Annotated in this window: 19 protein-coding genes; 18 read left to right on the plus strand and 1 reads right to left on the minus strand. The window is 66.1% G+C overall.

Going from position 1 to position 18,947, the window contains the following annotated elements:
* Positions 1-263 precede the first annotated feature (263 nt).
* From ASC78_RS12880 to ASC78_RS12925, 10 genes are all read left to right on the plus strand, one after another.
* Positions 264-1,205: an AraC family transcriptional regulator gene (locus tag ASC78_RS12880; protein ID WP_055801609.1), complete on the plus strand. Its 942-nt coding sequence runs from the start codon at positions 264-266 to the stop codon at positions 1,203-1,205.
* Between the two features lie 128 nt (positions 1,206-1,333).
* Positions 1,334-1,624, plus strand: a complete 291-nt coding sequence (locus tag ASC78_RS12885; protein ID WP_055801611.1) for a putative quinol monooxygenase — start codon at positions 1,334-1,336, stop codon at positions 1,622-1,624.
* 180 nt (positions 1,625-1,804) lie between these two features.
* Positions 1,805-2,182 (plus strand): hypothetical protein, encoded by a 378-nt coding sequence (locus ASC78_RS12890; RefSeq protein WP_235505074.1) that lies wholly within the window; start codon positions 1,805-1,807, stop codon positions 2,180-2,182.
* Positions 2,183-2,204: 22 nt separating this feature from the next.
* Positions 2,205-2,870 (plus strand): 2-hydroxychromene-2-carboxylate isomerase, encoded by a 666-nt coding sequence (locus tag ASC78_RS12895; protein ID WP_055801614.1) that lies wholly within the window; start codon positions 2,205-2,207, stop codon positions 2,868-2,870.
* 7 nt (positions 2,871-2,877) lie between these two features.
* A complete protein-coding gene (gene dapF, locus ASC78_RS12900) occupies positions 2,878-3,762 on the plus strand; it encodes a diaminopimelate epimerase (RefSeq protein WP_055801615.1) in 885 nt (294 codons plus the stop codon).
* The gene (locus ASC78_RS12905; RefSeq protein ID WP_055801619.1) at positions 3,759-4,460 is read left to right on the plus strand and encodes a DUF484 family protein; all 702 of its coding nucleotides are present in this window, start codon (positions 3,759-3,761) and stop codon (positions 4,458-4,460) included. The genes dapF and ASC78_RS12905 overlap by 4 nt, the downstream gene beginning before the upstream one ends.
* A complete protein-coding gene (locus tag ASC78_RS12910; RefSeq protein WP_055801623.1) occupies positions 4,457-5,092 on the plus strand; it encodes a YdcF family protein in 636 nt (211 codons plus the stop codon). The genes ASC78_RS12905 and ASC78_RS12910 overlap by 4 nt, the downstream gene beginning before the upstream one ends.
* Positions 5,076-6,098: a tyrosine recombinase XerC gene (locus ASC78_RS12915; protein WP_055801627.1), complete on the plus strand. Its 1,023-nt coding sequence runs from the start codon at positions 5,076-5,078 to the stop codon at positions 6,096-6,098. Before ASC78_RS12910 ends, ASC78_RS12915 begins: the two co-directional genes overlap by 17 nt.
* Positions 6,095-7,315: a class I SAM-dependent rRNA methyltransferase gene (locus tag ASC78_RS12920; RefSeq protein ID WP_055801630.1), complete on the plus strand. Its 1,221-nt coding sequence runs from the start codon at positions 6,095-6,097 to the stop codon at positions 7,313-7,315. The genes ASC78_RS12915 and ASC78_RS12920 overlap by 4 nt, the downstream gene beginning before the upstream one ends.
* A gap of 83 nt (positions 7,316-7,398) precedes the next feature.
* Complete coding sequence (locus ASC78_RS12925; protein WP_055801633.1) at positions 7,399-8,445, plus strand: CobW family GTP-binding protein; 1,047 nt, start codon at positions 7,399-7,401, stop codon at positions 8,443-8,445.
* A 148-nt stretch (positions 8,446-8,593) separates the two neighbouring features.
* Here the strand turns inward: ASC78_RS12925 and ASC78_RS12930 are convergent, their stop codons facing one another.
* Positions 8,594-10,063 carry a YdgA family protein gene (locus ASC78_RS12930; RefSeq protein WP_235505075.1) on the minus strand — a complete coding sequence of 490 codons (1,470 nt, stop codon included), beginning with the start codon at positions 10,061-10,063 and terminating at the stop codon, positions 8,594-8,596.
* Between the two features lie 705 nt (positions 10,064-10,768).
* Between ASC78_RS12930 and dksA the strand changes: the two genes are divergently transcribed.
* From dksA to ASC78_RS12975, 8 genes are all read left to right on the plus strand, one after another.
* A complete protein-coding gene (gene dksA, locus ASC78_RS28290) occupies positions 10,769-11,440 on the plus strand; it encodes an RNA polymerase-binding protein DksA (RefSeq protein ID WP_443082716.1) in 672 nt (223 codons plus the stop codon).
* Between the two features lie 53 nt (positions 11,441-11,493).
* Positions 11,494-13,203 carry an STAS domain-containing protein gene (locus tag ASC78_RS12945; protein ID WP_055801641.1) on the plus strand — a complete coding sequence of 570 codons (1,710 nt, stop codon included), beginning with the start codon at positions 11,494-11,496 and terminating at the stop codon, positions 13,201-13,203.
* A gap of 58 nt (positions 13,204-13,261) precedes the next feature.
* Positions 13,262-13,807: an ATP-dependent protease subunit HslV gene (hslV, locus tag ASC78_RS12950; RefSeq protein WP_012746058.1), complete on the plus strand. Its 546-nt coding sequence runs from the start codon at positions 13,262-13,264 to the stop codon at positions 13,805-13,807.
* Positions 13,808-13,809: 2 nt separating this feature from the next.
* The gene (gene hslU, locus ASC78_RS12955; RefSeq protein ID WP_055801645.1) at positions 13,810-15,138 is read left to right on the plus strand and encodes an ATP-dependent protease ATPase subunit HslU; all 1,329 of its coding nucleotides are present in this window, start codon (positions 13,810-13,812) and stop codon (positions 15,136-15,138) included.
* Between the two features lie 270 nt (positions 15,139-15,408).
* Positions 15,409-15,837 carry a division/cell wall cluster transcriptional repressor MraZ gene (gene mraZ / locus ASC78_RS12960; RefSeq protein ID WP_055801648.1) on the plus strand — a complete coding sequence of 143 codons (429 nt, stop codon included), beginning with the start codon at positions 15,409-15,411 and terminating at the stop codon, positions 15,835-15,837.
* 8 nt (positions 15,838-15,845) lie between these two features.
* Entirely contained in the window at positions 15,846-16,769 is a 924-nt protein-coding gene (gene rsmH, locus ASC78_RS12965) for a 16S rRNA (cytosine(1402)-N(4))-methyltransferase RsmH (RefSeq protein ID WP_055801652.1), read from the plus strand.
* Between the two features lie 84 nt (positions 16,770-16,853).
* Complete coding sequence (ftsL, locus tag ASC78_RS12970) at positions 16,854-17,201, plus strand: cell division protein FtsL (RefSeq protein ID WP_055801656.1); 348 nt, start codon at positions 16,854-16,856, stop codon at positions 17,199-17,201.
* Entirely contained in the window at positions 17,198-18,946 is a 1,749-nt protein-coding gene (locus ASC78_RS12975) for a peptidoglycan D,D-transpeptidase FtsI family protein (RefSeq protein ID WP_055801659.1), read from the plus strand. The genes ftsL and ASC78_RS12975 overlap by 4 nt, the downstream gene beginning before the upstream one ends.
* Position 18,947 lies beyond the last annotated feature (1 nt).

The following is an 18,947-nucleotide window of genomic DNA, read 5'->3' on the forward strand; positions in this document are numbered from 1 at the left end:
CTCGAATCTTGCGGTGTGAAGAAGAGGCTCATCGACGCCATGCCAGAAAAGCTGCGCCGGCCGGGTGCGGCCTCCCTTCATTCAGGATGCCACGGCACTCCGGAATTCCGCAGCTGATCGAGGTAGATGGAAAGGGCAAAAGTCGTATCAGCCCCCAAGCGCGCCAAAGGCCGGGCGGATCAGTTGGCGGCTTGCCCCCGCCAACGGGCGCGCGTCGACCAGCTACCCTGCGCATCTCCTTTCTTTTCTCCCGTACAAAGCCGATGCCAGCCCCGCCCGTTGCCAACAACATGCCCGACCACGCAGTTCTCACCGCCTGGGCCCGTTTACGCGACATGGTCGCGGCGCGAACTCCTGCGGACGGTCGTACCGATGCGCTGTATCCGGGGCTGCGCTGCTACCGGTTCTCGCGGCCGATCCGTTACGAGAAAACCCAGCGCCTCACGCCGGGCGTGGTGGTGGTCTTGCAGGGCCGCAAGACGGCGCACCTTAGCGGCGACCGTCGCTCGCTCGACTACGGCGCCACGCAGTGCCTGGTGCTCGGGGCCGAGGTCGCGTGCCTCGGCACGGTCGTCGAGGCGAGCGCCGAACAGCCGTACCTCGCCATTCATCTCGACCTGCCGCCCGACGTGCTGGTCAAGTCTTTCGTCGCGCTGGCGGAAAACGGCACGCTGGTAGCCGAGCCCGCCCGCGTGACCGAGAACTTCACGGCGCCGGTGGCGCCGGAGGTGGTCGAGGCCTTCGCCCGCCTGCTGCTGGCGGCCGACGACCCGGTCGACCGCCGCACGCTCGCGCCGCTGGTCGTCGAAGAGATCGTGCTGCGGCTGCTGCGCTCCGAGGCCGCGGCCGCCATCCGCAGCGCGGGCGCGGTCACCAAGGCCGGCGCACGCATACAAACAGCCATTGCCTTCATGCGCCGCCATCTGGGCCGACCGCTGTCGGTGGCCGAGATCGCCGGCCATGTGCACATGAGCCCTTCGCACTTCGCGCACAGTTTTCGCGAGGTGGCCGGGGTCACGCCGATGCGCTGCATTCGAGATTTGCGCCTGGAGGAGGCGCGCATGCTGATGCTGGGCGCCGGGCTGCGCCCGGGCGATGCGGCTGCGAAGGTGGGGTTCGAGAGCGCGGCACATTTCAACCGCGCGTTCCGCAGGCGGTTCGAGGCGACGCCTGCCGAATACGTGCGGCGCGTGCAGTCGGGTTGATGCCGACGCCGCTGCTTTCTTCTTTCGCAGCCATGGTCAATTTCTTCGCAGCTTCGCGCCTTGGCGCGGGGAAGGGGGCTGGCTAACCTGCCCCCTTCTCTTTCTTTCAAAGCAAACGCGAAATTTCCATGGACCCCATCAACGTCATCATCACTTTCGAAGCCAAGCCCGAGGGCGCCTCCGCCTTCGCCGAGCTCATGCACCAGGTCAAGCAGTCGCTGCCGTCGGCGGATGGCTGCCGGGGCGTGCAGCTGTTCGGGCGCAGCGACAACGCCTGCGTGTTCACGCTGGTCGAGTCGTGGGAATCACAGAACCATCATCAGGCTCATATTGCGAGTGCGGTGGCGTCGGGCGCCTGGGATGCGCTGGCGGCGCAGCTGGCTTGTGCGCCTGTCAGTTGCTATTGCAGAGCGCTTTGAGACCGTGGAAGGCTGTCACGGAGGGGTGCGGAGGCAATAGGTCGGAAGCCCGCGCTGGCAAAGCGGCCGAGAAAATCTCGCAAGTTGCCAACGATGCACGAAAGCGGCGCTCGCGCGCCAAAGCATCGCGAATGCGGCGCTACGATGCACTGCATCTGCCGACAAGGAAGGGAAGACACCATGCGCATCAACCAGCAGCGCCCCGGTTTTATCTGCACGCATATGCGTGGCGTCATGACGGCGGCGCTTTGCGCAGCGTCGCTCTTTGTTGCCGGCTGCCAAACAAAACCGCAGTTCCGCCCTCTCACCTCAGAGGCTCCGCCGCCTCCCGTCTTCGTAACCGTGACCGGCGATGCCGATTGCCAGGTCAACCAGGCGCGCTACGCATTGGGTCGGGCCATCGATGCGCCGCTGCTGGAACAAATGCGAAACCGCACCGGTTCCAAATCGGCGCGCACCTCTGCGGCCGGCGTGCCATTGCCGGCGCCGGCCGATCCGGGGCGGCTCACGATCGACGTCGATCCCCAGGGTCGAATAATCGGCGCTCGCTGCGGCTGACGTTCTTCACAATAATTGCGGGATGACGAAGAAGACGACCACCTCCGCAACCCCCATCGCGCTCGACTGCTACTACAGCCTTTCCTCGCCCTGGGCCTACCTGGGCGGCCCGCAGCTGCAAGACATCGTGCGCCGCCACCATGTGCGGCTCACGCTCAAACCATACGACTTTCAGGCGGTGGTGCCCCAAACCGGCGGCATTCCACTGAAGACGCGGCCCGAGCCGCGCCGCACGTACCACGCGCTCGAACTGGCGCGCTGGCGCGATTACCTGGGCATGCCGCTTAACCTGGAGCCTGCGTACTACCCCAAGGGCGCACCAATCGATCCGCATTGGAACAAGTACCCGGGCTGGATGGTGATTGCCGCCCAGCTGCAGGGGCTCGATGCGCAGCCGCTCTCGCATGCGCTGCTGCGCGCGCTGTGGGCCGAGGAGCGCGACACCTCCGAGGCTGAGGTCCGCATCGCGGTGGCCGAAGAAAACGGTTACGACGGCGCTTCGCTGCAGGCGCTGGAGCAGGCGGCCGAGACGCTGGCGGTGTATCGCGCCAACAGCGCGGAGGCCATCGAAGCGGGCGTGTTCGGCGCGCCCACCTTTATCCTGAACGGCGAGCGCTTCTGGGGCCAGGACCGGCTGGCTTTTCTGGACAGGGCCTTGGACAAGCTGCGCCAATCCCGCGGCGGATAATCTGGCAATGCGAATTCGCTTTACCAAGATGCAGGGGGCCGGCAACGATTTTGTCGTGCTCGACGAAACGCGCGGGTCGCTGGGCCTCACGGCCGCGCAATACCGCTTTCTGGCCGACCGCCACTTCGGCGTCGGCGCCGACCAGATCCTGACGGTGCGGCCGCCGTCCAAGAGCGCGGCCGAGGGCGTCGACTTTCAGTACGTGATCCACAACGCCGACGGCGGCGAAGTGGAGCAATGCGGCAATGGCGCGCGCTGCTTCATGCGCTTCGTGCGTGAGCACCACCTGACCGAGAAGGACGCGGTGCGCGTCGAAACGCTGGCCGGCATCATCGAGCCGCGCATGGGCGAGGACGGCCGGGTCACGGTCGACATGGGCCCCCCGATCTTCGAGCCGGCCCGCGTGCCCTTCGACACCGCCGGACTCACGCCGCAGCCCACGGGTTCGTGGCACACCTGGCATCTGGCGCTTGGCACGCATGCTGATTCAGCCATTGTTTCCGTCGCGGTGCTGTCGATGGGCAACCCGCACGCGGTGCAGGTGGTCGACAACGTCGATACGGCGCCGGTGGCTCGACAGGGCCCCCTCATCGAGCACCATCCGCGCTTTCCGCAGCGGGTGAATGCCGGCTTCATGCAGGTGGTCGACCGCACGCACGTCAGACTGCGGGTGTTCGAGCGCGGCGCCGGCGAAACGCTGGCCTGCGGCACCGGCGCCTGCGCGGCGGTGGTGGCGGGCATCCGGCTCGGCCTGCTGGACAGCAGGGTCGACGTGCAGACGCACGGCGGCGTGCTCACCATCGGCTGGGAGGGCGAGGGGAACCCGGTGCTCATGACCGGGCCGGCCACCACGGTTTTCGAAGGGGACATCGAGGTGCCCGAGCTGCCATGACCACCAACATCAGAAACAACAAAGACGACGCCATGAACCCGATCACCGAAGACGACATCGCCAATTACCTGGCGAACACGCCCGACTTTTTCGAGCGGCACGCGCAGTTGCTGGCGCAGGTGCAGCTCACCAGCCCGCACGGCAACCGCGCCGTGAGCCTGCAAGAACGGCAGGCCGAAATGCTGCGCGAAAAGATCAAGGCGCTGGAGCATCGCCTGATGGACATGGTGCGCCACGGCACCGAGAACGTGGTGATTGCCGACCGCCTGCAGCGCTGGACCAAGGGCCTCTTGACCACGCGCGACCCGCGCAGCCTGCCGTACCGCATCGCGGTCGATCTGCAGTCGCTGTTCCTGGTGCCGCAGACGGCCATCAAGGTGTGGGACTGCGGCGCCGACTATCTCAACGAAGCCTATGCCCAGTGGGTGAGCGACGACGTGAAGGCGCTGGCCACCTCGCTCACTTCGCCTTATTGCGGGCTCAATTCGGGCTTCGAGGCGGCCAACTGGCTGCCTGAGCCGACCGGCGCCGCGTCGATTGCGCTGATCCCGCTGCGGCCCGATGCCGAGTCGCCGGCCTTCGGCCTCCTGGTGCTGGCTTCGCCGGACGCGCAGCGCTTCAACGCCGAAATGGGCACCGACTTTCTCGAGCGCATTGCCGAACTGGCTTCGGGCGCGCTGTCGCGGCTGCGTCCTTGAGCGGGCAGCGCCGGTCCTGGCGGGCCGCGCGGCCCGTGCTGTGGGCGGTGCTGCTTGCCGGAGCGCTGGTCTACCTGGCCATTGCCGCGGTCGTCTGGCGGCATGCGTCCGAGGCGCTGGCCCATCCACCGCAACAGCCGGCCGATGCCGCGCTGATCCTGGGCAATCGCGCCTACCTCAGGGGCAAGCCCAACCCCTGCCTCACGGGCCGCGTCGATACCGGCATTGCGCTGGCCAACGCGGGCCGCGTGAAGCAGCTGGTACTGTCTGGCGGCGTCGACAAGGAAGACGGCCGCATCGAAGCCGAGGTGATGGAGCGCCATGCGCGCGCCCAGGGCTACGCCGGTCCGCTGCTGCTGGAGCCGGCCTCCACCTCGACCCGGCTGAACCTGGCGATGTCGGGCCCGATGCTGAAGGCGGCGGGGGTGCGCAGCGTCATTGTGGTGTCGGAGCCCTATCACCTCTGGCGCGTGGAGCGCCTCGTGGGGGCGAGCGGTTTCGACAAGGAATTCGACGTTCAATATGCGGCCGCCGACACGAGCTGCTGGCGCCGCTGGGGCATGCTTTTCAAGGGCGCGTTGCGCGAGCCGCTGGCTGTCGTGAACAATGCATTCAATGGCTACCTCTACTGAGACGGCTGGCACGGCCGCCGCGCCGCCCTGGGTCGAAAAATACCTGGAGCATGTGCGCGTGGAGCGCCGGCTGGCGCCGCGCACGGTCGAGCTCTACGCCATTCACCTTCAGGCGCTTGCGGCCAACGCCGCGGACGCCGGGCTTTCGCTCGACCGCGTTCAAACGGCCCACATCCGGCGCTGGATGGCACAGCTGCACGGCGCCGGTCGCGAGCCGCGCGGCATCGCGCTGGTGCTCTCGTGCTGGCGCAGCTTCTACCGCTGGCTCGGCAACGAGGGGCTGGTGGGCTTCAATCCGGTGAAGGACGTGCATGCGCCCAAGGCCGCGCGGCCGCTGCCCAAGGCGCTGGCGGTCGACGACGCGGTGCGGCTCGCCGAAATGTACGACCCCGAGGCCGACCCCTGGACCGAGGCGCGCGACGGCGCCATCGTCGAAGTGCTCTACGGCTGCGGCCTGCGCGTGAGCGAACTCACCGGCCTCGATGCCCGAGCCAGCAATACGGCGCGCGGCTGGGTCGACCTGGATGCGCTCGAAGCCAACGTGCTCGGCAAGGGCGGCAAGCGGCGCCTGGTGCCGATCGGCGGCAAGGCGGCCGAAGCGCTGCGCGACTGGCTTGCGGTGCGCGGCGAATGCGCGGCGCTGGCAACGGCCGGCCTGCGGGATCCGGCTGGCGCGGCGGCGCTCTTCATCAGCAGCAAGGGCGTGCGGATGTCGTCGCAGGCGGTATGGAAGCTGCTGCGCGAGCGCAGCCTCAAGGCCGGCCTGGCGGCGCCGGTGCATCCGCACATGCTGCGGCATTCATTTGCGAGCCACGTGCTCCAGTCGAGCAGCGACCTGCGCGCCGTGCAGGAGCTGCTGGGCCACGCCAACATCTCGACCACGCAGATCTATACCCGGCTGGACTTCCAGCACCTGGCCAAGGCCTATGACGCGGCCCATCCGCGCGCGCAGGCGCGACCCGAGGGCGCGCGCGCCAAGCCCAGAAAAGACGACACCGACAAATGAAAACCCTCCGCCTCAAGCCCGGCAAGGAGCGCTCGCTGGCGCGCCGCCATCCCTGGATCTTCGAATCCGCCATTGCTCGCGGCGGTGCCGATTCGGGCGAGACGGTGCGCGTCGAATCCCATGACGGCGCCTTCCTGGCCTGGGCCGCGTTCAGCCCGATTTCCAAGATCCGCGCGCGGGCCTGGAGCTTTGTCGAAACGCAGCGCATCGACGCAGCCTTTCTTGCCTCGGTGTGCGCCCGCGCGGTGGTGGCCCGGTCGCTTTTCGACCTGCAGAGCGACGGTGTCCGGCTGGTCCACGGCGAAGCCGACGGTCTACCGGGCCTCATCGTCGACCGCTACGGCGACACGCTGGTCGCGCAGTTCTTGTCGGCCGGCGTCGAGCGCTGGAAGGCCGTCATTGCCGATGCGCTGCTCGAAGCCACCGGCTTGCACAAGCTCTACGAGCGTTCCGACGCCAGCGGCCGCGAGCGCGAAGGCCTGAAGCCCGTCACGGGCTGGCTGCGCGGGGAGGGTGCCACCGAAATCACGATCCGCGAGCACGGCTGGAAGCTCTCGCTCGACATTGCGACCGGCCACAAGACTGGCTTCTACCTGGACCAGCGCGACAGCCGCCAGCGCTTTGCCGAGCTGGCCCAGCATCGGCGCTTTCGGCGCGTGCTCAACTGCTTTTGCTACACCGGCGGCTTTACGGTCGCGGCGCTCGCGGGCCTGCGGGCGGCCGGCGCGGTGGAGGGCGCCGAGCTGGTGTCGGTCGATTCGTCGCAACCGGCGCTCGAAAAGGCACGGGCCAATCTGGCGCTGAACGGCTTCGGCGGTGAGGGATTGGGCGTTAAGGCCGAGTTTCTGGATGCCAACGTCAACACCGTGCTGCGCGAGTTCATCGAACAGGGCCGCACCTTCGACGCCATCGTGCTCGATCCGCCCAAGTTCGCGCCCACGGCGGCCCATGCCGAGCGCGCTGCCCGTGCCTATAAAGACATCAACCGTCTCGCGCTCAAGCTGCTGGAGCCCGGCGGTGTGTTGCTGACTTTTTCCTGCTCGGGCGGCATTAGCGCCGACCTGTTCCACAAGATCGTGGCTTCGGCCGGCATCGACGCCCAAGTGGACGGTTACATCAGCGAACGATTGGGCGCAGCCCCCGACCATCCGATGACCATCGAGTTTCCGGAGGGCGAATACCTGAAGGGCCTGGTGGTGGTGCGAAAGCCCGCTTGACCCCGCGCCAACGCAACTGAGTGGCATTGGCTAAACTGCCGGCCAATTCTTCTTCTTCCTGTTTTCCGCCTTCGGAGCACACCATGGCCCTTATTCCCGCCACCATCCTCACCGGCTTTCTGGGCTCGGGCAAAACCACGCTGCTCAAGCGCATCCTGACGGAAGCCCACGGCCAGAAGATCGCGGTGATCGAGAACGAGTTTGGCGAAGAGAACATCGACAGCGACATTCTGGTGACCGAATCGAAAGAGCAGATCATCCAGATGAGCAACGGCTGCGTCTGCTGCACCATCCGCGAAGACCTGCGCGAAGCGCTGCAGCTCTTGGCCGCCAAGAAGCGCCAGGGCCTGCTCGACTTCGACCGCGTGGTGATCGAGACCACGGGCCTCGCCGACCCCGGCCCCGTGGCGCAGACCTTCTTCATGGACGACGAGATTGCCGAGAGCTACCTGCTCGACTCCATCCTGACGCTGGTCGATGCCAAGCATGCGCCGCAGCAGCTCAACGACCGCCAGGAAGCGCGCCGCCAGGTCGGCTTTGCTGACCAGATCTTCATCAGCAAGAGCGAGCTGGTGTCCGCCGAAGAAACCGAGGCGCTGATTCACCGCCTGAAGCACATGAACCCGCGTGCGCCGCAGCAGAAGGCGCATTTTGGCGACGTGCCGCTGAAGGACATCTTCGATCTGCGCGGCTTCAACCTGAATGCCAAGCTGGACATCGACCCCGACTTCCTGAAGGAAGAAGAGGCGCACGACCATGACCACGCGCATGGCGAAAATTGCGACCACCCGTCGCACCAGCACGAGGGCCACGGCCACCATCACCACACCGATGACGACGTGAAGAGCTTCGTCTACAAGGCCGACCGGCCCTTCGACCCGGCCAAGCTCGAAGACTTTCTGGGCGCCATCGTCAACATCTACGGTCCGCGCATGCTGCGCTACAAGGGCGTGCTGAGCATGAAGGGCACCGAGCGCAAAGTCATTTTCCAGGGCGTGCACCAGCTGATGGGCAGCGACCTGGGCCCGGAGTGGGGCAAGGACGAAGCACGCCAGAGCCGCATGGTGTTCATCGGCATCGAGCTGCCGCGAGAAATTCTCGAACAAGGCCTGGAACAGTGCCTGGTCTGAGCCCCTGACTTGCTCCTTCCCCCGCTGGGGGAAGGTTGGGATGGGGGCGGGCCCTCGATCGGGCGCCGCGCCTTTTTCCTTTTTGGGAGGCCATCGTGCCCCCACCCCGGCCCTCCCCCAGAGGGGGAGGGAGGAACCACCCTGGGGCTTACTTGCCCATGCCGCCCATCGGCTGGCCGTTGATCTTCAGGCTGCCTTCGCTGTACTCGACCTGGCTCGTGATGTCGCTGCCGTCGCGCTTGACGAAGTTCATGGCTTCGCCTTGCTCGACCAGCCCCGCCACCATCTCAGGCGGCGGCGTCTGGCCGCTCTCGGCGCCGGTGGCGGCAATCTGCTCGAGCCATTGCATCGGCAGGCGCGCATTGGCCTTGAGCACGCCGCGCTTCATCAGCAGGGCCATGCCCGGCGCCTGCAGGTCTTCGTCGGTCACGCCGACCATGCCGGCCGTGTAGCTGATCTCGCCGCGCTTGCCGCCGATTTCGACCAGCATCTTGTCCAGGCCGATTTCGGGGCTGTACTTGGCCATGGCCTTCAGGTCGGGCGCCAGCTGGTCCATCAGCGCCTGCATGGCGGCTTGCGAGGCCTTGCCGCCACCCTTGCCGCAGCCGTTGATGGCGCTCGACTTCAGCCAGGCATCGGCCAGCTTCTTGTAGCCGGCGGCGTGAATGCGGCGCCCGCCGCTGCTCATCTCGAACTTGTCGATCTTGGTTTCGCCAATCTTGCCGGCGCCCTTGATGGTGCCGGTCGATGCGTAGAGCCCGTCCTTGATGCTGGCATCTGCGAGCATGTCGATGTTCTGCAGCAGCACGGTCGGCAGGGCCTTGCCCTCCGCACCTTCGGCGGTGCCCAGGCCCTTGGGGGCGGCAAATTCGAAGCTTTCGAGGCGGCCTTCGGTCTTGCCGGTGGCCAGGATCCAGCCGGCGCTGCTGTCCATGTCGGCCTTGCCGGTCAGCTTGCCCATCTTCATGGTGGCACCGGTGCGCATGTCGCTGACGTCCAGGCCTGGCATGGTCAGGTCGTAGTGCACCTGGGTGCGGGCACCGTTCACCTCGACGCGGGCTTGCGCGCCTTGCCAGGTGAACTGGGCCTTGCCTTCGTCGGTCACCTTGGCCGGCGCCACGGTCAGGTCGCTGGTGTAGCCGCCGTCGAAGGCGACCTTGGTGCGCGCCGTCAGGGGCTTGGCCTTGCCGAAGAGCTGTTCGGCCTTGGCCTGGCCCTTCACGTCGAGCACCAGTTCGCTTTCGATGGTGGCCGCGGCCAGCGTGCCGCCGGCGAGCGGGCCGTGGCGGATGGTGTCGCGGAAGGTGAGCCGCACGGGCTTGAACGGCGTGGCGGCATCGTCGTCTTCGTCGTCGTCACCTTCGGCAGGCTTGACGGCGGGCACCTGCGCCGCGGCATCGGCTGCGCATCCGAGCTCGAGCGTCACGGTGCTCACGGCGCCGAAAAAGCCCTGCTCATAGCTGCGGTTGATCACGCGTACCAGCGCGGTCTGCTTCGGCAACTCGTCCAGGGCGGTGTCGTAGCTGGACTTGATTTTTGTGCCGGCCCACCACGTGCTGCCGCCATAGGCAAGCGCAATGGCGGCTGCCAGCGCGCCCAAAACTGCTTTTTTGCTCACGATTTCTTCTCTTGTATGAATTGTTGGTCGACCCGCACCGTCCCTCGGCGGCTTTGGCAGGCCTTCGTTGCCCCCTCCGGCAACGGTGGCGATGCTACCGGAGGCAGCCCGGTTGCAGGCACATCCCCCTTCATTTCGAGTTCTCTATACAATCGCGCGCCTGTTCCGGCAGCCACGCCCTCGTCCAAACGGCGGGGTGTGGCTTACGGTACGGGGCGCCGCACGTTTCTGGCGGGCTTTCGGGGGTATAACCCCGGGGTTCGTCACTGCGAGCACTCCGACGAGTGGAGCCCAGGCGGGTTGAACCCGCAAAAAGGCTCCCTTGGGAGGAGACACCCAGTGAAAGCGCGTTCCAGTTCGTTCAAGGAGCCAGTCACCGTGAAGAAACCCGCCGCCAAGGCTACGCCAGCAACCAAGCCCGCCGCTAAAAAAGCGGTGGCTGCAAAGCCGGCTGTATCCGCGGCGAAAAAAACTTCTTCCGCTGCAAAAGCTCCGGCCACGAAACAAAAAAGCGCCCCAAAGAAGCCAGCAACGCCAACGGCCAAGGCCGCGACCGTTGCAAAGCCCGTCAAGCCTGCAAAGTCCGTTGCGCCGCCGGTGGCATCCGCCCCGGCCAAGAGCGCAACCAAGACCGCAGTTGCGGGTCAACCGCCATCCAAAACCGTCGGCCGCACTGCTGCCGTTCTTTCTGCCCCTCCGATCCCAATGAAAAAAACGGCTGCCGCCACTTCTTCCGCCACGGCGACACCTTCGATGCCCGTTCAGACCGCTGCACCCGCCCCCGCGCGCGGCGGCCGCGTGTCCCGGCTGTCGCAGCTGACCGTGCCTTCCATGCCGCAATCGGTGGCTTCCACCGCTGCCAAGTCGTCGTTCTCGCAGGCGCCTTCCAATGCGCTGGTGCCGCCGCCCCCCGTGGCGGTCAAAAAAGACCCGAAGCTCGCCAACAACTGGAAAACCAAGTCGGTTGATGAGTTGAGCGACGCCGAAGTCATCGCGATGCCCGACACCGAGTACATGAACGAAAAGCAGATGGCGTTCTTCCGCCTGAAGCTGGTCGAACTCAAGCGCGGCATCCTCGAGAACGCCGGCGAAACCACCGAGCACCTGCGTGAAGACACCGTGGTGGTGCCCGATCCGGCCGACCGCGCCACCATCGAGGAAGAGCATGCACTCGAGCTGCGCACGCGCGACCGCGAGCGCAAGCTGCTGAAGAAGATCGAGCAGTCGATCCAGCGCATCGATGCCGGCGACTACGGCTACTGCGACGAAACCGGCGAACCCATCGGTGTCGGCCGCCTGCTGGCCCGTCCCACGGCCACGCTGTCGCTCGAGGCGCAGCAGCGCCGCGAACTCAAGCAGAAGATGTTCGGGGACTGATCCGGCCCTTCAGAAACAGAAAAGAGAACCTGATCGCCTCGAAGTTTTTGTCGATGCCAAAGGAAGAGTCGGGCCGCCTGTTCTCCAAGGTGGCGAAATTCGTCCGCAATCCGCTCAAGGATTGGTCGGAACTCAACGCGACCCCCGATTCCACGCTGCCCGCGGACCAGGCCTACAGCCGGGAAATGCTCAAGGAGATGATCGAGCGGCGCCAGCGCAACGATTTCGTTCGCCGGCGCGAGTTCGACATGCTCCGCAAGCTGCGCCAGCGTGAAGCGGCCGCCCATGCCTTCGAAGGAACGGTCACGCCGTCTTCCTTCAACCTGAACAGCACCACTGAAAAATCGGAGGGCCGCGCCCTCACGCTCAAAAAGATCGACGAGATCGAAGAGCAGATGTCCCAGCAATGGTGGAAGGGCCGCGGCCCCAATGGCGAGGTGCTGGGCAATGCGCCCCCCGACGCCGGCGCCGAAACCCTCCCGCCGCCCGTGAGCGCGGCCGAACTGGCCACCTTGCTCGCGCCTCCCGCGGGCCGCGCCGCGCCGGCGCCAGCGCCGGTATCCACGCCTGCGCCCGCCGCCGCCATGGCGCCTGCTTCGGCTCCCGCCCCTGTCGGGCCTGCCAGCGCCGAGGTGAGCGTCCCCTCGCTGCTGTCGGCGCGGCTGGCGCGAGACGGCGCGCTCGAAGAGGCCGTGATCCGCTTCGCGCACGGCGACGATGCCGGTGCCGAGGCCATTCTTCTGCAGGCGCTGGCTTCGGAGAGCGCGGCTGCCGGGGGTGAAGACGACCACGCCACCACCGAGCGTGACGACGCGCGCTGGCACGCCTTGTTCGACCTGTATCGCGCCACCGGCGACGCCACCCGCTTTGCCGCTGCCCGCATGCGCTATGCGCAGCGCATGAAACGCATGGGCCCCGACTGGGTGCCGCTGGACGAGCTGGCGCGCAACGTGAAGACAGTGGCCGCCAGCGATTACGCCGAACTGGCGCCGCCCAGCGCCGACTGGACCAGCCCGCCACGCCTGGCGCGCGACGGATTGGTGAATCTCACGCGGGCGCTTTCGAAGGCCGGTTCGGTCTGGACGCTCGACTGGCGCGCGCTGACAGCCATCGAACGCGATGCCGCCGCGCCCTTGCGCGTGCTATTCGCGCACTGGGCCGATTCGCCGGTGCAACTGCGCTTCATCGGCGCCGCCAAGCTCAAGTCCGTGCTGGCGGAGTCCACGCCCAACAACGAGCGCGGCACCGAAGACGTCTGGTGGCAGCTGCACCTGGCGGCGCTGCGCATGATGAACATGCCCGACGACTTCGAGTTGGTGGCACTCAACTACTGCATCACCTACGAAGTCTCGCCGCCCGCCTGGCAAGATCCGAAGGGCGAATGCGCCTTGCTGGCTTCCTCCGCGGCAAGCCGCCCGGGCGCCGGCTCCGTCTGGTCGCTGTTGTCGGTCAACGGCGAATCGGAGAGCTTTCCGTCCACCGACAGCGGCTTTGCGGCGCTTGCGGGCGATTTGCGCGGAGAAGCGCATTCGAGCCTGCACCGTCTCGACACCGACCTGCGCAACACGACCGCACCCGTCATCTCGTGCGCCGCTTTGCTGCGCATGGACCTTGCCGCCGCCAGCACGCTGCTCGGCTGGGTCCGGGCGCGGGACGCCCAGGGCGACCGAGTCCAGTTTGTGGACGCCCATCGCCTGATTGCGGCGCTTTTCGACATTGTCGGCATCGCCGACCACGCGATGGTGACCACAAGAAAGAACTAGCCACATTCGGTCACAGGCGTGGGGTTGCATTGCCTTGCGGCATCCCCAGATGGCTTCGATGGAACAGTTTCACGGCACCACCATCGTGAGCGTGCGCCGCAAGACCCCCCAGGGCGACCAAGTCGCCATTGGCGGGGACGGGCAGGTCACTCTCGGCAACATCGTCATCAAGGGCACTGCGCGCAAGGTGCGGCGGCTCTATCACGGCAAGGTGCTGGCTGGCTTTGCCGGCGCTACGGCCGACGCCTTCACGCTCTTCGAGCGCTTCGAGGCCAAGCTCGAAAAGCACCAGGGGCACCTGACCCGCGCCGCGGTCGAGCTCACGAAAGACTGGCGCACCGACCGCGTGCTGCGCAAGCTCGAAGCCATGCTGGCCGTGGCCGACGCCACCACCTCTCTCATCATCACCGGCAACGGCGACGTGCTGGAACCCGAAGACGGTGTGATCGCCATCGGTTCAGGCGGTGCCTATGCGCAGTCGGCGGCCAAGGCGCTGATCGACAACACCGAACTCACGGCGGAGCAGATTGTGCGCAAATCGCTTGCGATAGCCGGCGAAATCTGCATTTACACGAACATGAACCACACCGTGGAAGCGCTCTGACCATGTCCATGACCCCCCAGGAAATCGTCTCCGAGCTCGACAACCACATCGTCGGCCAGCCCGCCGCCAAGCGCGCCGTGGCCATTGCACTGCGCAACCGCTGGCGCCGCCAGCAGGTCGAAGAAAAGCTTCGCACCGAGATCACGCCCAAGAACATTCTCATGATCGGCCCCACGGGCGTGGGCAAGACCGAAATCGCACGCCGCCTCGCGCGGCTGGCGGATGCGCCGTTCATCAAGGTGGAGGCGACCAAGTTCACCGAGGTGGGCTATGTGGGCAAGGACGTCGATTCGATCATTCGCGACCTGGCCGAAATTGCCGTCAAGCAGACGCGCGAAGCCGAAAGCGCCAAGGTGCGCGCCCGTGCCGAGGACGCCGCCGAAGACCGCATCCTCGACGTGTTGCTGCCTCCCGCGCGCGGCGCCGACGGCGGCACGCCGGCGCTCGACGGCCCCAACCCCACCCGGCAAGCCTTCCGCAAGAAGCTGCGCGAGCACCAGCTCGACGACAAGGAAATCGAACTCGATCTGGCCGAGACCCGCGCCCCACTAGAGATCATGGGCCCGGCCGGCATGGAGGAAATGACCGAGCAGCTGCGCGGCATGTTCGGCCAGCTGGGCGGCGGCAAGCGCAAGACGCGCAAGCTCAAGATCGCCGAGGCCCTGCGCCTCCTCATCGACGAGGAGGCGGCCAAGCTGGTCAACGAGGACGAGATCCGCACCCAGGCCATCACCAATGCCGAGCAGAACGGCATCGTCTTCATCGACGAAATCGACAAGGTTGCCACGCGCAGCGAAGCCCAGGGCTCCGACGTGTCGCGCCAAGGCGTTCAGCGCGACCTGCTGCCGCTGGTCGAGGGCACCGCCGTCACCACGAAGTACGGCGTGGTGCGCACCGACCACATGCTCTTCATTGCGAGCGGGGCGTTCCACCTCAGTAAGCCGAGCGACCTGATTCCCGAACTGCAGGGGCGCTTTCCGATCCGCGTGGAGCTGCAGTCGCTCTCGGTGTCGGACTTCGAAAGCATCCTCACGCAGACCCGCGCGTCGCTCGTGAAGCAGTACCAGGCGCTGCTTGCGACCGAGGGCGTGACGCTCGAGTTCACGCCCGAAGGTGTCAACCGCCTGGCCGCCATCGCTTTCGATGTGAACGAGCGCACCGAGAACATCGGCGCTCGCCGTTTGTCCACCGTCATGGAGCGTCTGCTCGATGAGGTAAGCTTCGACGCGGCGCGCATCGAAGGACAGACCATCCACATCGATGCCGCGTACGTCGACGAGCGCCTTGCTGCACTAAGTCACGACGAAGACCTTTCTCGCTTCATCCTCTGAAGCCCGCTTTGCGGCCCCTGTAACGGCGGCCGCGCTTCACGCATCACATTCACTGCGTGAGCTAAGTACTTAATTCTCAACGAAATTCGCCGGTTTCCAGGTTTGGAAATCGGCGCTAAGTCGTTGATTCCATTACAAAAAATACCACCAACGGCCAGTTGCGCTGGAAGTGTTTCCTGCTACAGTGCAAAAAAGTGCAGTTAAGTGGGAAAAAGTGCGGGTGGTGCCTCTTTCAGGTGCCGCGGCGCTCCCAACACAGGGGTTCTGGTCGTGTTTCAAGGCGCTTCATCGCTCAGTCTGGATGCCAAGGGGCGGCTCTCCGTGCCGACCCGGCATCGTGACGTCCTGAGCGCGACGGCGAACGGCCAACTCACGATCACCAAGCATCCGCACGGTTGCCTCATGGTGTTCCCGCGTCCCGAGTGGGAGAAATTTCGCGAGCGCATCGCGGCGCTTCCAATGTCGGCACAGTGGTGGAAGCGCGTATTCCTCGGCAACGCAATGGACGTAGAAATGGATGGCACCGGCCGCATCCTGGTTTCGCCCGAATTGCGGGCGGCCACCGGCATCACGCGCGAGACGTTGTTGCTGGGCATGGGCAATCATTTCGAACTCTGGGACAAGGCCAGCTACGAAGCCAAGGAGGCCGAGGCCACCCAGGGCGAGATGCCCGATGTGTTTCAGGACTTCGCGTTCTGAGGACTCGCGTGAACACTCCATGGATTCATACCACCGTGTTGCTGAACGAAGCGGTGGAAGCCCTTCTTTCAGGCAGCACGGCGGCCACGGGCACCTACGTGGATGCGACATTCGGGCGCGGCGGGCATGCGCGAGCGATTCTCGCAAGGCTGGCACCGGAAGGCAGGCTGATCGCATTCGACAAGGATGCGGAAGCAGTGGCCGAAGCAGCGCGCATCTCGGATGCGCGTTTTTCCATCCGGCACCAGGGATTCCGTTCGCTGGGCGAATTGCCCGATGCCAGCGTGGCGGGTGTGCTGATGGATCTGGGCGTGAGTTCGCCGCAAATCGACAACCCGGTGCGCGGTTTCAGTTTTCGTTTCGACGGCCCGCTCGACATGCGCATGGACACCACGCGCGGCGAGAGCGTGGCCGAATGGCTGGCAACAGCCGAACTCCAGCAGATTGCAGAGGTGATCCGTGACTATGGCGAAGAACGGTTTGCTGTTCAGATTGCAAAGGCGATTGTTGCTCGCCGACAAGAACGGGGCGCAATTTCAACCACCACCGAACTGGCCGAGCTCGTGGCTGGCACGGTCAAAACCCGCGAGCAGGGCCAGAACCCTGCAACGCGCACATTTCAGGCTTTTCGGATTTTCATCAACGCCGAGCTTGAAGAGCTGCAACAGGCGCTAGAGGCCAGCCTTTCCGTGCTGCAGCCTGGGGGCCGGCTCGCGGTGATCAGCTTCCACTCGCTGGAAGACCGCATCGTGAAGCAGTTCATCGCCAAGCATTCGAAGGAGGTGTACGACCGCCGCGCGCCCTTCGCTGCCCCGAAGGTGATGAAGCTGCGCGCGCTCGAGCGCATCAAGCCTTCGGCCGAAGAGGTGAAAGGCAACCCGCGCTCGCGCAGCGCGATCCTGCGGGTGGCCGAACGCACCGAGGCCGTATGACACGCCCCCACGCTCATCGCTTCGCGTATCGCTGCCCCCCGAGGGGGCGCTCAGTGCCCTTCGGGCGGCCGGGCGGGCACTGACATGGCACGCCTCAACCTGCTCCTGATGCTCGCGGTGGTCGCCTCCGCGCTCTACCTCGTGCACACGCAATACCTGTCGCGCCAGCTCTATACCGAGCTCGACCGCTCCCAGCAGGAAGCGCGGCGACTGGAGCTCGACCACGACCGCCTGCAGGTGGAAAAGCGCGCACAGGCCACGCCGCTGCGGGTGGAGAAGCTCGCCAAGGAGCAGCTGCAAATGCGCACCACCACGCCGGCCATCACGCAGTACGTGCGGCCCGATGGCACGGTGATTCCGGCCGTGGTGGCCCCGCCGCCCGCGCCCCCGGCCGCCTCGGCGACCAAGCCTGCCGCGAGGGTCCAGCGATGAGCCGCCGCAGCGTCCGCTACACCACCAGCCCCTTGCTCGCGAGCAAGACGCCGGTCTGGCGCAGCAAGTTCATCGTCGCGGGCATTGCCTTCGGCTTCGTCGTGCTGGCGGGCCGGGCCGCATACGTGCAGGTCTTCAACAACAGCTTCTTCCAGCGGCAGGGCGAGGTGCGCTTTGCGCGCACGCTCGAGCTGCCGGCCAACCGCGGGCGCATCCTCGACCGCAACGGGCTCATCCTGGCGTCGAGCGTGGTGGCGCCGAGCATCTGGGCCATTCCGGAAGATGTCGAGCGCGACGACCCCGAAGTGCGCGCCAAGCTCAAGCAGGTGGCCAAGCTGCTCGAAATGCCGCAGAAGGATTTCGACAAGAAGCTCGAAGACGAGGACAAGACCTTCGTCTGGATCAAGCGCCAGGTCGACGAGCCCATTGCCAAGCAGATCGCCGCGCTCAACCTCAAGGGCATCTACCAGCGCAAGGAATACAAGCGCCAGTACCCCGAGGGCGAGGCCGCGGCGCACGTGGTGGGCTTCACCAACGTCGAAGACAACGGGCAGGAAGGCATCGAGCTGTCCTTCAACAAGGACCTGGCCGGCAAGGCCGGGTCGCGCCGCGTCATCAAGGACCGCCTCGGCCGCGTGGTCGAGGGCGTGGGCGAGCAGGTGCCGCCGCTCGATGGCAAGGACATTCAGCTCAGCGTCGACAGCAAGGTGCAATTCTTCGCCTACCAGAAGCTGCGCGACGCCGTGACCGCGCGCAAGGCCAAGGCCGGCAGCGTGGTGGTGCTCGACGCGGTCACCGGCGAGGTGCTGGCGCTGGCCAACTACCCGAGCTACGTGCCCGACAAGCGCCAGAACCTCACCGGCGAACAACTGCGCAACCGCGCGCTCACCGACACCTTCGAACCCGGCTCCACCATGAAGCCGATCACCGTCGCCATGGCGCTGGAAGCCGGCCGCGTGAAGCCCTCGACCCTGATCGAGACCGGCCCGGGCCGCTACCAGATGGGCGGCTTCACCATCAGCGACACCCACAACTACGGCACGCTGACGGTCGAGGGCGTGATCCAGAAGTCGAGCAACGTGGGTGCGCTCAAGATCGCGCAGAAGATGACGCCGCACGAGATGTGGGACACCTACACCGCGCTGGGCTACGGCCAAAAGCCGCAGATCCAATTTCCCGGCGCCGTGAGCGGCCGGCTGCGGCCCTGGAAGACCTGGAAGCCGGTGGAGCAGGCCACCATGGCCTACGGCTACGGCCTGTCGGCGTCTCTGTTTCAAATGGCGCAGTCGTACACCGCATTCGCGCACGATGGCGCCATCATTCCCGTCACCATCCTCAAGAACGCCGAACCGCCTGCCGGTGTGCAGGTGTTCTCTTCCGCGAATGCGCTGGCGGTGCGCAAGATGCTGCAGATGGCCGCCGGGCCGGGCGGCACCGGCACGCGCGCGCAGACCATCGGCTACTCGGTGGGCGGCAAGTCGGGCACGGCACACAAGCAGGTCGGCAAGGGCTACGCAAGCAACAAGTACCGGGCCTGGTTCACCGGCATGGCGCCGATCGAGAAGCCGCGGATCATCGTGGCCGTGATGATCGACGAGCCGAGCGACGGCCAATATTTCGGCGGCGTGGCCGCCGCGCCCGTTTTCAGCGAAGTCGTGCAGCAGACCCTGCGCATGATGAACGTTCCGCCCGATCTCGCGGTCAAACCTCTGGTGTTGACGCAAGGCGTCGACGAGAGCTTCTGAG

It is taken from the genome of Variovorax sp. Root318D1, from assembly GCF_001424835.1.
Lineage (GTDB): Bacteria > Pseudomonadota > Gammaproteobacteria > Burkholderiales > Burkholderiaceae_C > Variovorax.

Excerpts from the sequence above, each read along its gene's own strand:
- ASC78_RS12905 (WP_055801619.1), top strand. The coding sequence starts at position 3,759 with ATGACCACCAACATCAGAAACAACAAAGACGACGCCATGAACCCGATC.
- ASC78_RS12975 (WP_055801659.1), top strand. The coding sequence starts at position 17,198 with ATGAGCCGCCGCAGCGTCCGCTACACCACCAGCCCCTTGCTCGCGAGC.
- ASC78_RS12890 (WP_235505074.1), top strand. The coding sequence starts at position 1,805 with ATGCGCATCAACCAGCAGCGCCCCGGTTTTATCTGCACGCATATGCGT.
- ASC78_RS12920 (WP_055801630.1), top strand. The coding sequence starts at position 6,095 with ATGAAAACCCTCCGCCTCAAGCCCGGCAAGGAGCGCTCGCTGGCGCGC.
- ASC78_RS12880 (WP_055801609.1), top strand. The coding sequence starts at position 264 with ATGCCAGCCCCGCCCGTTGCCAACAACATGCCCGACCACGCAGTTCTC.
- hslU (WP_055801645.1), top strand. The coding sequence starts at position 13,810 with ATGTCCATGACCCCCCAGGAAATCGTCTCCGAGCTCGACAACCACATC.
- dapF (WP_055801615.1), top strand. The coding sequence starts at position 2,878 with ATGCGAATTCGCTTTACCAAGATGCAGGGGGCCGGCAACGATTTTGTC.
- dksA (WP_443082716.1), top strand. The coding sequence starts at position 10,769 with ATGAAAAAAACGGCTGCCGCCACTTCTTCCGCCACGGCGACACCTTCG.
- ftsL (WP_055801656.1), top strand. The coding sequence starts at position 16,854 with ATGGCACGCCTCAACCTGCTCCTGATGCTCGCGGTGGTCGCCTCCGCG.
- ASC78_RS12895 (WP_055801614.1), top strand. The coding sequence starts at position 2,205 with ATGACGAAGAAGACGACCACCTCCGCAACCCCCATCGCGCTCGACTGC.
- ASC78_RS12885 (WP_055801611.1), top strand. The coding sequence starts at position 1,334 with ATGGACCCCATCAACGTCATCATCACTTTCGAAGCCAAGCCCGAGGGC.
- hslV (WP_012746058.1), top strand. The coding sequence starts at position 13,262 with ATGGAACAGTTTCACGGCACCACCATCGTGAGCGTGCGCCGCAAGACC.
- ASC78_RS12945 (WP_055801641.1), top strand. The coding sequence starts at position 11,494 with ATGCCAAAGGAAGAGTCGGGCCGCCTGTTCTCCAAGGTGGCGAAATTC.
- ASC78_RS12915 (WP_055801627.1), top strand. The coding sequence starts at position 5,076 with ATGGCTACCTCTACTGAGACGGCTGGCACGGCCGCCGCGCCGCCCTGG.
- ASC78_RS12925 (WP_055801633.1), top strand. The coding sequence starts at position 7,399 with ATGGCCCTTATTCCCGCCACCATCCTCACCGGCTTTCTGGGCTCGGGC.